The following is a 15,300-nucleotide window of genomic DNA, read 5'->3' as shown; positions in this document are numbered from 1 at the left end:
CTACTACAAGACGATAAAAAAGGGGATAACAAAATGTCAAAACGCATTGTAATTTTAGGCGCAGGATATGGTGGTCTTCTTACTGCTGTAACTGTCCGCAACTATTTATCAAGTGATGACGCTACAATTACTGTTATCAATCAATATCCAACACACCAGATAATTACTGAATTGCATCGACTTGCAGGTGGGACCATCTCTGAAAAGGCCGTTTCAATACCTTTAGAAAAGCTTTTCAAAGGAAAAGATATCGATCTAAAAATAGCAAAGGTCGAATCTTTCTCAGTCGATAAGAAAGAGGTAAAGGTTTCTGATGGTTCGACTATAAAATATGATGCACTTGTGGTGGCATTAGGCAGTGTAACAGCTTACTTTGGCATACCAGGGCTTGAAGAAAATAGCATGGTGTTAAAATCAGTAAATGATGCTACTAAAATCTACAATCATATCGTAGGTAAAATCAGTGAATACGCAAAATCTAAAAATGAAGCCGATGCAACGATTGTAATCGGTGGTGGCGGTTTAACCGGTATTGAATTAGTCGGAGAAATTGTTGACCATATGCCAAAAATCGCAAAAGGTTTTGGTGTAGATCCAAAAGAATTGAAGATCAAACTTGTTGAAGCCGGTCCAAAAGTATTGCCAGTATTACCAGATCATTTAATCGAGCGTGCCACTGCAAGCCTAGAGGCACGTGGGGTAGAATTCTTATTGGGACTACCTGTAACAAATGTGAGTGGTAATGAAATTTCCTTGAAAGATGGCCGTACAATTGTAGCAAATACATTTGTATGGACAGGAGGAGTAGCGGGTAATCCATTGGTTAGTGAATCAGAACTTGCAGTAGATCGCGGTCGTGCTACGGTTAATGAGTTTCTCCAATCAAGCTCACATCCAGATGTATTCGTTGTAGGTGACAGTGCGGTTGCCTTCCCTTCTGAAGGTGGTCGTCCATACGCCCCTACTGCACAAAATGCTTGGCAAATGGGTGAGCTTGTAGGATATAACTTATATGCGTATTTACAAGGAAAAACGTTAGAAGCATTTAATCCAACAAACTCCGGTACATTGGCAAGCCTTGGTCGTAAAGACGGCGTGGCTTCAATCGGAGCTAACAATATAGCACTTAAAGGTTTACCTGCTTCTTTAATGAAGGAAGCGAGTAACGTACGTTATTTAACACATATTAACGGGTTATTTAGTTTAGCTTATTAACGGGATAAATGGTTCGTATTGTAATTCAGGAAAAAAAGGAGTGTTTTTCATGGTAGGAATTATGGAAGGTAAAGCAGGATTAGTCACAGCATCAGGGTCTGGAATCGGTAGAGCAGCTGCAGTTGCATTAGCAAAAGCAGGCGCAAAGGTAATGATTTCTGATGTAAGCGAAGAAGCAGGACTAGAAACTGTACAAATCATCAAAGACAACGGCGGCGAAGCAGCATTTATTAAATGTGACGTAAGTGATGAAGAGCAAGTAATTGCACTTGTAAATAAAACAGTTGAAACATTTGGCAAGCTTGACTTTGCACATAACAATGCGGGTATCAACAAAGGTCTTAAACCGATTGGAGAATTGGATTCTAAAGATTGGGATATTACACTAAAAGTAAATCTGTATGGTACTTTTTACTGCATCAAGCACCAAGTCAATGCAATGTTGAAAACTGGCGGCGGTGCAATTGTCAATACGGCATCAGGTGCTGGTATTGAAGGATCACCAAACATGGCTCCCTATACTGCATCTAAACATGCTATCGCTGGTTTAACGAAATCAGTTGCATTGGAATATGGTCAAAAAGGCATTACCATTAATTCTATTGCACCGGGTGCAACCATTACACCTGCAATTGAAAGTTGGTCAAAAACATCCCCAGAACAATACGAAGCCGTACTCAAATCACTTCCAGCTGGAAGAATGTCTACTGCTGAAGACCAAGCAAATGCTGTCGTATTTTTATGCTCAAATCTTGCAAAATCAATTAGCGGTGTAACACTTGCAGTAGATGGCGGTTATACTGCAGGTAAAATGCAACAATAAGTTACACAGATTTTCATAACACCATAGTAAAATTCTGAACCCTCGGGAACTCCAATGGGAGTTTCCGAGGGTTCTGTGCAGTACAGGACTCTTGATTCCCTACCTGCTAAACAGCTCATTCGGATTTACCCCGTGTGTTTGGCTTTCTATATGAAAAGCCTTTTGGCGGCGGCGAGCAGACTGCAGAAGGACTTGGAATATTCATATGGAAACATCTGGGTTTTTATACTATACTGGTGTCGTTAAGGCACGGAGGACGGGGAACGCCCTTGCCCTTGGGGACGGGAACGGCGTTACAGGCAGATGCAGCGAATTTATATTTTCGGAAGTAGGGAAGATAAATGATTGAATTAAGAAAAATTACCCACGATAATTTTGAGGCAGTGTTGAAGTTAAGCATAACAGATGAGCAGAAAGGAAATGTGGATTCCAGCATATATTGTTTGGCTAGAGCTTATGTGAGGATACTCAACGACGAAAAGCCTCCTATGATCTTCGCTATATGCAACAATGATGAAGTCATAGGATATGTCGATATTGGATTTTACAAACTGGCGGAAAGTTCAATTTTACATGAAAAATATGGAGATAAATCTACTTATGGACTTAATCGCTTTATGATTGATAAAAAGCATCAAGGCAAAGGATTTGGCAAACAAGCAATGATGAAAGTTATTGATTACATAAAGTCGTTTCCACAAGGAAAAGCCGATGCAGTTTCTATATCATATTGGATGGTAAACAAAGCCGCCCGGAAGTTGTATGCGTCTGTCGGTTTCGTTGAAACAGGAGCGATATGGGACGGACAAACAGGGGGTAATTGGAATGCAGAAAGAAAAGATATAGAGTATGCAGAAGTAGGTGCTAGACTCGGATTATAATGCTAGCGGCACGTACCAACAGGAACGTGCTGAAACATATCAGGAAGTCTATGACCTGTGGGTAAAGCAATGCGATTAAACGTGGCTATATCCAAGAAGTGAAAGATCGTTTAGGACATAGCGACGTTCAGACGACAATGAACATCTATGCTCATGTTACGAAGACGGCGAAAGAAGAAGCGATCTTAAAGTTTGCCAACTACATTGAGATGTAGATAAAGGACTACGCTCTGACTAAATTTGATTGATACTATATGAAATCAGATGAAACAGTGTAAAAGAAAAAACCCTTGAATATCAAGGGTTTTGACACTGTTTGAAACTCCATGAAATTAAACTATGGAGACGGCGGGAGTCGAACCCGCGTCCAAAGGCTCTGCTACTTCAGCGTCTACGCGTGTAGATTGACTACTTTCGATTCGCGCTGCATTATGCCGTCAATCAAGGCGTCTTGAGCGCTATCCTGATAATCTCTTGCAACGGCCTCAGGAGGCGACCGTTACCGTATCCCACTAATAGGTGAGCCTAACAATGCCACATGGGCGATGGAACTGCTAGGCAGATTCATCAGCTTACGCTGCGAATGCTAAGTTGTTGTTTGTTTTGCCAGTTATTATTAACTGTCGTTTCTGACGGAGACGATCCCTCCGACGCGCAGCTCAAGCCCAGACCACCTCTGTCGAATCCGTAACGTCCCCGTTATAAAAGGTTGTTACACCTTTAAAGGGATGTCAGGAATGCCTGTTGAAGGCTTCTGAACTATATCACTACTAGTATCATACTACATTTTGACGTAAATATCAATCCTCGTGCGAATGAGCAAACAATTTTCGTCGTGTTCACACTTTTTCTAGAACCCAATTGCAGGCATCCTGCTGGCTCACAAGTTATCGCTTGAATAAATGATTTTATCTATTGAATACAGCGATTTATCTATCGAATGAATGAACTTATCTATCGAATCCGATGGTTTATCTATTGAATCCTCAACCTTTTCACCGTTTCATGACCTAAGTCCTATCAGAACGAATCTACTAACAGCTCGCAATACTTCCAGTGAGCTAAAAATCAATATTGCTGTTTCGCTTTGAAAGCACGTTCCACTTCGCGTTTTGCTTCTTTCTTCTTCAAATCTTCTCGCTTGTCGTAAAGCTTTTTCCCTTTACCAACGCCGATCAATACTTTTGCAAAGCCATCTTTCAAGTACATTTTCAGCGGCACGATTGAATAGCCGTCCTGCTTCACTTGACCGATCAGCGCAGCAATCTGCTTCTTATGGAGCAGCAGTTTCCGCGAACGCAATGGGTCGTGGTTGAATTGGTTTCCCTGTTCGTACGGACTGATATGCATGTTGGAAATCCATGCTTCATTGTTCCGGATCAGGACGAACGCATCGCGCAATTGCACTTTGCCATTACGGATTGATTTGATTTCCGTCCCTTGCAATACAATCCCTGCTTCAATCGTATCTTCAATCGCAAAGTCATGGTTCGCTTTTTTATTGATGGCCAGTACTTTCCCTTGACCTTTCGCCATACTCATTACCCCCATTAATTAAAAATGCCACGGCATTCGCCTGAACGAATGCCGCCACTCTTATTTTCTCTTTCTCGGAGCCTGTTTCTTCTTCTTTTTCGCTACACCTTCGTAAAACTTCTTCTTTTGGCTTGGTGCGCCTTTTTTCTTGTCGCCTTTGGGCTTGTCGGAATCTCCCCGTCGCCCGCCGCCACTGCTCGGTTTCTTCGTATGAATGACTTTCGGCGTTTCTTTCCGCGTGCGGTGGAATGATTGCTTCATACCTGAGATTTCAAAGTCGATTGCTGATTCCTCAGGTTTGACGGAAACGACGCGGATCGAAACTTCATCCCCGATTCTGAACTGTTTTCCGGTATGCTCGCCGATCAACATCATTTGACGGTCATCAAAACGGTAATAATCGTCCGTCATATAGCTGACATGCACGAGTCCTTCGACCGTGTTCTCAAGTTCAACAAACATACCAAAGTTCGTCACAGACGAAATGACGCCGTCGAATTCCTCGCCGATCTTATCGAGCATGTACTGCGCTTTCTTCAATGCGTCCGTGTCACGCTCGGCGTCAACTGCCCGGCGCTCGCGTTCTGACGTATGCTGCGCAATTTCAGACATGTTCGCTTTCCAGTGTGCAATCGTTTCGCGAGACAAATCCTTTTCAATCAAATACGTGCGGATTAGTCTATGCACGATCAAGTCCGGAAATCTTCGGATTGGTGACGTGAAATGTGTATAGTAGTCTGTGGACAATCCGAAGTGGCCCAAGCTTTCCTCGAAATACTTCGCCTGTTGCATGGAACGAAGCAACATCGTTGAAATGACAGTTTCTTCCGGCATGCCTTCAATTGACTCCACAATTTCCTGCAAGGCGCGCGGATGCACTTTGTTGCCAGTTCCTTTGACGACAATACCGAAATTCGTCAAGAACTCGAAGAATCTCGTCAGTTTCTCAGCTTTCGGGTCTTCGTGAATGCGGTAAATGAAAGGCACTTGCAGCCAGTGGAAGTGCTCAGCAACCGTTTCGTTTGCAGCAAGCATGAATTCCTCAATGAGGCGTTCTGCTGATGTACGTTCACGTAAGACGATATCAGTCGGCCACCCGTTGTCATCGACAATCACTTTTGATTCCTTGAAATCGAAATCGATTGCCCCGCGGTCGATCCTCTTCTGTCTTAAAATTGAAGCCAACTCTGCCATATCGTTCAACATCGGGACGATATGCGCATATTTCTCCATGAGCTCTTCATCTTTTACTTCAATGATCTTATAGACATCCGTATATGTCATACGCTCTTTCGACTGAATGACACTTTCAAAGATTTCATGCTCCACGACTTTACCGTTGCGATCGATTTTCATCATGCAAGATAATGTCAACCGGTCGACATGCGGGTTCAATGAACAGATGCCGTTCGACAGCTTATGCGGCAGCATCGGGATGACCCTGTCCGTCAAATAGACGCTCGTCGCCCGTTCATACGCTTCATCGTCAAGGGCTGTGTTCTGCCTTACATAATGGCTGACGTCCGCAATATGGACGGAAAGTGTAAATGTACCGTCCCCGTTTTTCACAAGCGAAATTGCATCATCCAAGTCTTTTGCGTCCGCTCCGTCAATCGTAATGACAAGATCTTCCCGAAGGTCCCGACGTCTGAATATATCCTGCTCCTGTACTTCATCCGGGGTTTTATTCGCTTCGTCCAGCACGGCTTGGGGAAATTCAACTTCGATGCCATGCTTATGGATGATCGACAGAATATCGACGCCTGGATCGTTTTTATGGCCAAGAATCTGGACGACCATTCCTGTCGCTGATTTCAAGTCGCTTGGCCATTCAGTAATTTCGACGACGACTTTATGCCCGTCAACTGCATCAAGCGAGTTCCCTTTGCCGATAAAAATGTCCATCGGCAATTTTTTGTCATCCGGAATGACGAATCCGAAGCCCCGATTATCCTGATACGTCCCAACGACCTTCGTCGTCTTCCGTTCTGCAATCCGGACAATCGTTCCTTCACGTCTGCCGCCGAATTCACCTTTTGAAACGCGGACAAGCACGATATCCCCGTTCATCGCCCCATTTACTTCAGGTGGCGGGATGAATATATCATCCATTCCTTCTGTTTCAGGGGTGACAAATCCGAAACCTTTCGCATGTCCAATGAACTTCCCTCTTAACAGATTCATCTTTTCAGGGACGCCATAACGGTTCGTGCGCGAACGGACGATATCCCCTTTCTGCTCTAGTTGGACGAGCATTTTCACAAGCTCTTTGAATTCAGCCGCCCCTTCAATCCCTAAGTATTCCTGGATTTCTTGAACAGTCAGCGGCTTATAAGATTCCTCTCTCATAAAAGACAGAAGCCTATTTTTTAGTTCTTCATCAATAAAGTCCAATTACATCCCTCCATTCTTAACTATCGTCAACTAATTACATTTTCACACGTTCCAGTGAAGCGATTCAAGAAATTGATACACATCTTCATGGAGTTGTTCCTTTTCAGGTCCTAACGTGATGACATGCGTCGATTTCTCAAACCATTTTATCTGTTTTTCCTCGGATGAAGCCTTATCAAAAATAACGTTCGCGGAGTTAACATCAATCACTTCATCATTCCTTGATTGAACGACGAAGAGAGGTGCCTCGACATGCGGCAGACTTTCCCGCACATCATCGACTAATGTGCTTAATTCACTTAATGAAGGCATTGACTTTCCACGCAATGCTTCGACTTCTTCATCGATGACGTCTTTCGATTTGCCTTCGTATCTTTTGTATTCCGAAGCATACTTCAATACCCCTTCATACATCTTTTCCGTCGTTTTCATCGACATGGGAGCACACATTGTTACAATACCCTTTACTGGCATTTTAACCCCTATTTTCAATGAAAATACGCCGCCGAGCGATAATCCGCAAACTGCGATTTCTTCGTAGCCTGCGTCTTTCAATTGATGGTACCCTGCAACAACATCTTCCCACCATTCATCCGGTCCAGTTTGGATAAGTTGTTCAGGTGGGACACCGTGCCCGCGATAATGCGGAGCTAATGACGTATATCCTTTCTTTTCAAGAAAACGGCCAAGCATTCTGACGTCTGCTGATGTTCCTGTAAAACCATGCAATAATAGCACTGCCCTTTTCCCAGTTTCAAAAAAGAATGGTTTCGGTTGTGCAATTCTCATGTAGCTCATCCTTTCATGCTAAAAAGTGTTCTATGTACTCATTATTTCCAGTTCCTTATGGAAAAAAACGCCCGACCATACGGGTGGTCAGGCGTTTGTCTTATATGCAATTAGATGGTTTTCGATTAAAATTTCACGATGGCAAGTGCCAAAATGAAAAATAAAATTGAAAGTACGATGGTCACTCTTTGAAGCACCAAATCAAGACCTCGTGCTTTTTGTTTCCCAAAAAGTTGTTCGGCACCACCGGAGATGGCTCCAGACAGACCTGCACTTTTTCCGGATTGCAATAATACTACAACGATTAACGCCACTGATACGATTAATAGTAATGTCATTAACAAAGCATGCACTTTGTTCCACCTCCTGCATCGAACTAACAACATTTATATTCTATCAAACATTTTATACTTCTACAACAAGTTTTCAGTCAAAAAAGATCAGCCGGACATTGCCGGCCGACTTTTTCCTTTTATTTCTTTAAGTTATAAAAAGTTTTCTCTCCAAGATAAACTGAAGTTTCATCCAACTGGTCTTCAATGCGAAGGAGTTGGTTGTATTTTGCGACGCGGTCCGTGCGGGATGGGGCGCCTGTTTTGATTTGGCCCGCGTTTGTTGCGACTGCGATATCGGCGATTGTTGTGTCTTCGGATTCACCTGAACGGTGGGAGATGACGGCTGTGTAGCCAGCGCGTTTCGCCATTTCGATTGCGTCGAATGTTTCTGTCAATGTACCGATTTGGTTCACTTTAATCAGGATCGAGTTGCCGACGCCTTCTTCGATTCCGCGCGCCAATTTCTCAGTGTTTGTGACGAATAGATCGTCCCCGACCAATTGGACTTTGCTGCCAAGGCGGTCTGTCAATAGCTTATGTCCCGCCCAGTCGTTTTCGTCAAGACCGTCTTCGATTGACACGATTGGGTATTTCGAGCAAAGCTCTTCGTACCAAGCGACCATTTCTTCAGAAGTCTTCGTGATTCCTTCACCCGCCAAGCGATATGTTTTCGCTTCGCTATCGTAGAACTCGGAAGAAGCGACGTCCATTGCGAGCAATACTTCTTCGCCAGGCTTGTACCCTGCATTTTCAATTGCTTCCATGATTGTGGATAGCGCTTCTTCATTCGATGCTAAGTTCGGTGCAAAACCGCCTTCGTCACCAACAGCCGTGTTCAGACCTTTTGTTTTGAGTACGTCTTTTAAGCTGTGGAAGATTTCCGCACCCATGCGAAGTCCGTGGCGGAAAGATTCAGCGCCAACCGGCATGACCATGAATTCTTGGATATCAACGTTGTTATCTGCGTGTTCGCCGCCGTTCAAAATGTTCATCATTGGAACTGGCAGTTGCTTGGCATTGACGCCGCCAAGGTATTGATAAAGAGGGAGATCTAAATAATCGGCCGCAGCGTGTGCGACTGCCATTGAAACGCCAAGGATTGCGTTGGCTCCAAGTTTACCTTTGTTATCCGTTCCGTCTAATTCGATGAGGGCTTTATCGATGACGACTTGGTCTAACACCGAGTAGTTGTCGACGATTTCGTCCGCGATTACTTCGTTGACGTGGTCAACTGCGCGTAGAACACCTTTACCTAGGTAGCGCTTTGCATCACCGTCGCGTAATTCAACTGCTTCGTATTCACCTGTTGAAGCGCCGGATGGAACGATTGCACGGCCAAATGCGCCGCTTTCTGTGAATACTTCAACTTCAACTGTCGGATTTCCGCGTGAATCTAGAACTTCTCGTGCTTGGATATGAGTAATGATTGGCATTTCAATCTCTCCCTTTTATTAGAATAAAGTAAGACTGTTGATTTCCGCTCCAGGCGGACGCTTTCCGCGGGCGTCGCTTCAGTCTCCTCACTTCGCTTCGCTACGTTGCGGGGTCATCAGCTGACGCTTTTCCCGCAGGAGTCGCCGCCTTCCGCTTCAATCAACAAACATTTCTAGAATAATGGTGTTCCGGACATTTCTTCCGGCTGTTCGATTCCCAGCAGTTTCAGCATAGTTGGGGCGAGATCAGATAGGATGCCGCCTTCCCGTAATTCGATATCATCTTTTGTAATGATGACTGGCACGGGATTTGTCGTATGCGCCGTCATCGGCTTTCCTTCGAGCGTGACGACTTCGTCGGAATTGCCGTGATCGGCTGTGACGATTGCCGTCCCGCCTTTTAACATAAGTGCGTCGATGATTCTGCCGAGGCACGCATCAACGGTTTCAATCGCCTTGATCGTCGGCTCCAGCATGCCGCTATGGCCGACCATATCCGGATTCGCAAAATTGAGGATAATGGCATCTTGGCGGTCTCCTTCAATTTCTTTCAATAACGCTTCCGTCACTTCTACGGCGCTCATTTCAGGTTTTAGATCGTACGTCGCAACTTTAGGGCTCGCGATTAAAATTCGTGTTTCCCCTTCGAACTCTGCTTCCCTGCCGCCACTCATGAAAAAAGTGACATGCGGGTATTTCTCGGTTTCAGCAATCCGAAGTTGCCTCAACCCGTTTTTAGCAATCACTTCGCCGATTGTGTTTTCCAAATTATCATTTCCGAAAACGACATCGGCTTGTACATCATCATTATAGTGAGTGAATGTTACGAATTTCAAATGATCGAATGTTTTTGGACCGGTATGAAATCCATCAAAGCCCGGATCGGTAAATGCACGCGAAAGTTGGATTGCCCGGTCCGGCCTGAAATTGAAGAATACGACTGCGTCTCCGTCTTCCAGTGTCGCTATCGGCTTGCCTTCCTCTTCAATGACAAACGGTACGACGAATTCATCATGTAATCCTTCTTCATAGGAAGCTAGAATGCCGGCTGTCGCCGTAGGATAGGCGTCCCCATCCCCATCAACAATTGCCCGGTAGGCGCGCTCTACGCGATCCCATCTTTTATCTCTGTCCATCGAGTAATAACGACCGGACACCGAGGCGATTTTGCCAACTCCGAGACCTGTCATCACTTCTTCCGTCTTCTCGATATAACGAGGCGCGGTTTGCGGACCGACATCCCTTCCGTCAAGAAACGCATGGACATATACTTTCTCAATCCCATTCATTTTCGCAAGTCGGAGAAGGGCAAATAGGTGTTCATAATGGCTATGTACGCCGCCATCCGAAAGCAGCCCCATCAGATGAAGGGCTGAACCTTGCCGTTTCACGTGATCCAATGCGCCGAGGGTAGCCGGGTTCGTCATGAAATCTCCGTCTTTGATGGATTTATTAATTCTCGTTAAGCTTTGATAGACAATCCGTCCTGCACCAATATTCAAGTGGCCGACTTCTGAGTTGCCCATCTGCCCTTCAGGGAGACCGACCGCTTCTCCGCAAGCCGTCAATGTTGAATGGGGATAGTTGTCCCAAAGTATATCGAAATTCGGTGTTTTCGCTTGAGCGACTGCATTTCCGAATTTTTCATCCCTTAACCCGAAGCCATCCAGAATGATTAAAGCGACTGGTGCTTTATTCATGCGTTGCGACCTCGATCATTTTGACGAATGAATCCGCTTCAAGGCTTGCCCCTCCGACGAGTGCTCCGTCAATATGTTCCATTGATAGAAGTTCGCCGATATTGGCAGGCTTCACACTGCCGCCATACTGTATCCGTATTGCGGACGCAGTATTCTTATCATACAGCTTTCCGATTTCATGACGGATTTCCTTGCACACGTCATTGGCATCTTCCGCTGTCGCCGTTTTGCCGGTGCCGATTGCCCAGATTGGCTCATAAGCGATGATTGCCTCCTTCGCCTGATCCGCACTCACACCTTCAAACGCTTTGTTCACTTGTAATGCAACCCGCTCGACCGTCTTGCCGCCTTCGCGTTCCTCAAGGCTCTCTCCAACACAGACGATAGGCGTCAAACCGTTCGCAAAAGCGGCAAGCACTTTACGGTTCACCGACTCATCTGTTTCGTTGAAATATTGACGTCGTTCAGAATGGCCTAAAATGACATACTGGACGTTCAAGTCTGCGAGCATGTTAGGGCTCACTTCCCCTGTGTAGGCACCTTCCGCGGCATCATGCATCGTTTGAGCACCAATTTTCAATGAAGTACCTTCCGATTGATTCACGAGCTCCGCTAAAAAGAGAGAAGGTGGGCAAATGACAGCTTCAACAAGCTCCGTTTCCGGCAAGCGCCCTTTCACTTCCGCCACAAAGCTTTTCGCTTCGTCCATCATTTTGTACATCTTCCAGTTCCCTGCAATGATTCGCTTACGCAATTTTATCCCTCCTGTCATTTATCGTTCAGTACAGTTACGCCAGGCAGTTCTTTACCTTCCATGAATTCCAAGGAAGCGCCGCCGCCAGTCGATACATGATCCATTTGTTCCGCAACGTCAAATTTCTCGACCGCTGCAGCGGAGTCTCCTCCGCCGATGACTGTATATGCTTTTGTTTCGGCCATCGCCAAAGCAACTTGCTTTGTGCCTGCTGAGAACGGTTCCATTTCAAACACACCCATCGGCCCGTTCCAAATGATCAGTTTGGAATCCCGGATAACATTTGCGTATAACTCTGCTGTTTCAGGACCGATATCAAGCCCCATCCAACCTTCAGGGATTTCATCGATTTTAACAGTTTTGACATTCGCTGTTTCAGAAAATGCATCAGCAACAACTGCGTCAATTGGCAAATAGAGATTCACGTTTTTTTCTTTCGCTTTTTGAATGAAAGATTGTGCAAGCTCAATTTTATCTTCTTCAACTAAGGAGTTGCCAGTTTCATATCCTTCCGCTTTTGTGAATGTGTACGAAAGGCCTCCGCCAATCAATAAATTATCGACGTTGTCCAATAAGTTATCGATGACACCGATTTTATCTTTCACTTTTGCGCCTCCGATGATGGCAGTGAACGGCCGCTCCGGGTTAGACAAAGCTTTCCCAAGAACCTCCAATTCTTTCTCCATCAAAAATCCGCTGACAGCCGGGATGAATTCGGCGATGCCAGCTGTAGAAGCGTGAGCGCGATGTGCTGCTCCGAACGCATCGTTGACGAATAGGTCGGCAAGAGAGGCAAACTGCTTAGCAAGTTCAGGATCGTTTTTCTCTTCACCTGCATGGAATCTGACGTTTTCAAGAAGAAGAACTTCACCGTTCTGCAATTCGGCTACTGCTTTCTCGACTTCCTCGCCAATCGATTCGTCCAACTTTTTCACATTCTTGTTCAGGAGCTCAGACAATCTTTCACCCGCGGCGGTCAATCTTAACTCCTCTTTCACTTCGCCTTTTGGTCTTCCAAGATGGCTGGCAAGAATCACTTTCGCTCCTTTGCCAGTCATGAATTCAATTGTCGGTATGGCGGCACGGATCCTTGTATCATCCGTAACTTTTCCGCCCTCCATCGGCACATTGAAATCGACGCGGCAAAATACGCGCTTTCCGTTTAGATCGATATCCTTGATTGTCTGTTTCTCATTCATGAAAACTGCACACCTCCAAGAAATTAAGGCGACGGAGCTTAAATTCCATCGCAAACTTATAAAAAAAAGGAACGGGCATCGCCGTTCCTCCTACCCATTTATCTATTATAATGGGTCGCCATAAGAATGGCTATGTTTTAAATGCCTTGTTTGCTCATATAGAGAGCTAAATCGATGCAGCGTGCAGAATAGCCGGATTCATTATCATACCATGCGATCACTTTAACCATGTCGTTGTCCAAGACCATAGTGGAAAGTCCGTCTACTGTCGATGAAGCTGTATTGCCATTATAGTCTCTTGAAACAAGCGGAATTTCATTATAGAAAAGGATATCTTTCAACTCATTTTCGGATGCTTTTTTCAATGCTGCATTCACATCTTCGACTGTCACTTCTTTCGACAGTTCAGCGACGAAATCAACGAGTGAGACGTTAGGAGTCGGAACGCGGACAGCCATTCCATCCAATTTCCCTTTCAATTCAGGGATAACTTTTGTTACGGCAGATGCTGCTCCTGTAGTTGTTGGGATCATTGATTCAGCGGCAGCACGCGCACGGCGGTAATCGGAATGCGGCAAATCCAAAATCTTTTGGTCATTCGTATACGAGTGGACAGTCGTCATCATGCCGCGTTTAATGCCGAATTGGTCATTTAACACTTTTACGACCGGTGCAAGACAGTTCGTTGTACAGGATGCGTTTGAAACGACCTTGTCATTTGATGCATCATAGTCGTTTTCATTCACACCCATAACAAGCGTTTTGACGTCCCCTTTAGCCGGCGAGGACAAGATGACTTTTTTAGCTCCTGCTTCAATATGCTTCAGCAAGCCTTTTTCATCTCGGAATACGCCTGTCGACTCGATGACAATATCGACATCCAATTCGCCCCAAGGCAGCTGGGAAGGATCTTTTTCAGCATACACTTTGATTTTTTTGCCGTTGACGAGAAGATGATCTTCTTCCGAACTGATTTCCGCATCGAAAATGCCATGGACCGAATCGTATTTCAATAAATGTGCAAGCATCGCTGCATCCGTTAAATCATTCACAGCCACGATTTCAATATTCTCATGCTTTTGCGCTTCCCGCATCACAAGTCTGCCAATACGACCGAATCCATTAATCGCCATTTTTAAAGTCATTTCCATTACCTCCAATTAGTTTTGTCGATCTTCGCGTTCCAATTTCGCAAGCATGCCTTTCGCTGCACCTTCATCTGTCACTAGGATCGTTTGACGAGGGGCGCTTGCCATATAAGATAAGATTGCTTCTGATTTACTCTCTCCACCTGCGACTGCGATAATAAGCGGAATTCGCTTCAACTGTTCCGTTTGGATGCCAACTGTGCGGATTTGGTGAACGATACTTCCGTCTGCATCGAAATAATAGCCAAATGCTTCACCCTTCGCCCCGCGTTCCTGCAGAAGAAGCTGTTCATTCTCCGCCGTTTTACGCATGGTGGCCATTCTTTCTGCATCCCCGATTCCATGTAGTACACAATCGGTTTTTTCGTACAGTTCCATCATTTTGACAGCTTCAGGTTCTCGTTTGAATACTTCATGCGCCTCTTTGCTCAGAGATTCGGGATAGTAAAACGTGCTGTACGTCCCTCCGCTCGCTTCGGCAAACGAGGCTGCGATAACATTCGCCTGCAAGCCGATATCATCTCCAACTCCGCCCCTTGCCGCTATGAAGTGCAAATGGTCGGCATCGCCGAACCGGTGGATATGCTGCGGAATGGACGCCACCGAGCTTCCTCCGGTGACCGCAATGACTTGCCCTTCACCGATTCTCTCCATGAATTCCGATGCGGCTTCTTTACCAATCAATCTTTTGACTGCTGGATCCACATCACAATCTCCCGGGACGATTTGTACGCTTTGAATTCCCAATAGTGCAACCAATTTCCTGGCCACCAGCCCATGCCCCGTCCATTCTTCAATGCTCGATCTGAGCGTGTTTAGGACGGTGGAACCTTCGACCGTAATTGTGGCTCCTTCTTTCGCGATGCGGATCAGTCCTTCGGTTCGCAACGCTTCCATTAAGTTTCGGCATTCCCGCTCAGAAATATCCGCGGTCATGCTAAGTGGCCTTCTGCCAATCGGCCCGGACATCTCAATGAATTTCAAGAGTCTATACCTTTGGTGCAAGATCTCCATCATTTCCGGCACAAGCTTTCGTTGTGCCTCGAGAATTTTCGAGTTCAAGGAAAGCCCCTCTTTCTAAGGGTCATATTTT

General features: G+C 45.4%; 13 protein-coding genes, 1 other RNA gene and 1 pseudogene. 4 read left to right on the top strand and 11 right to left on the bottom strand.

What is annotated here, in order from left to right; genetic code table 11:
* Positions 1-33 precede the first annotated feature (33 nt).
* The 4 genes and pseudogenes from SLU01_RS05605 to SLU01_RS18195 form a co-directional block, all read left to right on the top strand.
* Positions 34-1,215 carry an NAD(P)/FAD-dependent oxidoreductase gene (locus SLU01_RS05605; protein WP_147056190.1) on the top strand — a complete coding sequence of 394 codons (1,182 nt, stop codon included), beginning with the start codon at positions 34-36 and terminating at the stop codon, positions 1,213-1,215.
* Between the two features lie 49 nt (positions 1,216-1,264).
* Positions 1,265-2,038, top strand: coding sequence for an SDR family NAD(P)-dependent oxidoreductase (locus SLU01_RS05600; protein ID WP_147056188.1), 774 nt, complete (start codon positions 1,265-1,267; stop codon positions 2,036-2,038).
* 341 nt (positions 2,039-2,379) lie between these two features.
* The gene (locus SLU01_RS05595; RefSeq protein ID WP_147056186.1) at positions 2,380-2,919 is read left to right on the top strand and encodes a GNAT family N-acetyltransferase; all 540 of its coding nucleotides are present in this window, start codon (positions 2,380-2,382) and stop codon (positions 2,917-2,919) included.
* A gap of 89 nt (positions 2,920-3,008) precedes the next feature.
* A pseudogene (locus SLU01_RS18195) lies at positions 3,009-3,134 on the top strand (site-specific integrase); the annotation flags it as partial.
* A gap of 122 nt (positions 3,135-3,256) precedes the next feature.
* Here the strand turns inward: SLU01_RS18195 and ssrA are convergent.
* The 11 genes from ssrA to SLU01_RS05535 all read right to left on the bottom strand — a co-directional run bounded on the left by ssrA (position 3,257) and on the right by SLU01_RS05535 (position 15,269).
* Positions 3,257-3,617: a transfer-messenger RNA gene (gene ssrA / locus SLU01_RS05585) on the bottom strand.
* 370 nt (positions 3,618-3,987) lie between these two features.
* Positions 3,988-4,455 (bottom strand): SsrA-binding protein SmpB, encoded by a 468-nt coding sequence (smpB, locus tag SLU01_RS05580; protein ID WP_147056184.1) that lies wholly within the window; start codon positions 4,453-4,455, stop codon positions 3,988-3,990.
* A gap of 60 nt (positions 4,456-4,515) precedes the next feature.
* Positions 4,516-6,804 (bottom strand): ribonuclease R, encoded by a 2,289-nt coding sequence (gene rnr, locus SLU01_RS05575; RefSeq protein ID WP_246110898.1) that lies wholly within the window; start codon positions 6,802-6,804, stop codon positions 4,516-4,518.
* An 87-nt stretch (positions 6,805-6,891) separates the two neighbouring features.
* Positions 6,892-7,638: an alpha/beta hydrolase gene (locus SLU01_RS05570; RefSeq protein ID WP_147056182.1), complete on the bottom strand. Its 747-nt coding sequence runs from the start codon at positions 7,636-7,638 to the stop codon at positions 6,892-6,894.
* A gap of 125 nt (positions 7,639-7,763) precedes the next feature.
* On the bottom strand, positions 7,764-7,991 hold the full coding sequence (gene secG / locus SLU01_RS05565) for a preprotein translocase subunit SecG (RefSeq protein ID WP_147056180.1): 228 nt from the start codon (positions 7,989-7,991) through the stop codon (positions 7,764-7,766).
* Between the two features lie 119 nt (positions 7,992-8,110).
* Positions 8,111-9,406: a phosphopyruvate hydratase gene (gene eno / locus SLU01_RS05560; RefSeq protein WP_147056178.1), complete on the bottom strand. Its 1,296-nt coding sequence runs from the start codon at positions 9,404-9,406 to the stop codon at positions 8,111-8,113.
* Positions 9,407-9,579: 173 nt separating this feature from the next.
* Positions 9,580-11,106 (bottom strand): 2,3-bisphosphoglycerate-independent phosphoglycerate mutase, encoded by a 1,527-nt coding sequence (gpmI, locus tag SLU01_RS05555; protein ID WP_147056176.1) that lies wholly within the window; start codon positions 11,104-11,106, stop codon positions 9,580-9,582.
* Complete coding sequence (gene tpiA, locus SLU01_RS05550; protein WP_147056174.1) at positions 11,099-11,860, bottom strand: triose-phosphate isomerase; 762 nt, start codon at positions 11,858-11,860, stop codon at positions 11,099-11,101. The genes gpmI and tpiA overlap by 8 nt, the downstream gene beginning before the upstream one ends.
* Before the next feature lie 14 nt (positions 11,861-11,874).
* Complete coding sequence (locus SLU01_RS05545; RefSeq protein WP_147056172.1) at positions 11,875-13,059, bottom strand: phosphoglycerate kinase; 1,185 nt, start codon at positions 13,057-13,059, stop codon at positions 11,875-11,877.
* Positions 13,060-13,196: 137 nt separating this feature from the next.
* Positions 13,197-14,204 carry a type I glyceraldehyde-3-phosphate dehydrogenase gene (gene gap, locus SLU01_RS05540; protein ID WP_147056170.1) on the bottom strand — a complete coding sequence of 336 codons (1,008 nt, stop codon included), beginning with the start codon at positions 14,202-14,204 and terminating at the stop codon, positions 13,197-13,199.
* Between the two features lie 15 nt (positions 14,205-14,219).
* Positions 14,220-15,269 carry a sugar-binding transcriptional regulator gene (locus SLU01_RS05535; RefSeq protein ID WP_147056168.1) on the bottom strand — a complete coding sequence of 350 codons (1,050 nt, stop codon included), beginning with the start codon at positions 15,267-15,269 and terminating at the stop codon, positions 14,220-14,222.
* Positions 15,270-15,300 lie beyond the last annotated feature (31 nt).

The sequence above is a fragment of the Sporosarcina luteola genome (assembly GCF_007991495.1).
GTDB lineage: Bacteria > Bacillota > Bacilli > Bacillales_A > Planococcaceae > Sporosarcina > Sporosarcina luteola.
This window is presented reverse-complemented; position numbering and strand designations above follow the sequence as displayed.

Coding starts and splice junctions, on each gene's coding strand:
- smpB (WP_147056184.1), bottom strand. CDS start 4,455: ATGGCGAAAGGTCAAGGGAAAGTACTGGCCATCAATAAAAAAGCGAAC.
- SLU01_RS05605 (WP_147056190.1), top strand. CDS start 34: ATGTCAAAACGCATTGTAATTTTAGGCGCAGGATATGGTGGTCTTCTT.
- eno (WP_147056178.1), bottom strand. CDS start 9,406: ATGCCAATCATTACTCATATCCAAGCACGAGAAGTTCTAGATTCACGC.
- gap (WP_147056170.1), bottom strand. CDS start 14,204: ATGACTTTAAAAATGGCGATTAATGGATTCGGTCGTATTGGCAGACTT.
- gpmI (WP_147056176.1), bottom strand. CDS start 11,106: ATGAATAAAGCACCAGTCGCTTTAATCATTCTGGATGGCTTCGGGTTA.
- rnr (WP_246110898.1), bottom strand. CDS start 6,804: ATGAGAGAGGAATCTTATAAGCCGCTGACTGTTCAAGAAATCCAGGAA.
- SLU01_RS05570 (WP_147056182.1), bottom strand. CDS start 7,638: ATGAGAATTGCACAACCGAAACCATTCTTTTTTGAAACTGGGAAAAGG.
- SLU01_RS05595 (WP_147056186.1), top strand. CDS start 2,380: ATGATTGAATTAAGAAAAATTACCCACGATAATTTTGAGGCAGTGTTG.
- SLU01_RS05600 (WP_147056188.1), top strand. CDS start 1,265: ATGGTAGGAATTATGGAAGGTAAAGCAGGATTAGTCACAGCATCAGGG.
- SLU01_RS05545 (WP_147056172.1), bottom strand. CDS start 13,059: ATGAATGAGAAACAGACAATCAAGGATATCGATCTAAACGGAAAGCGC.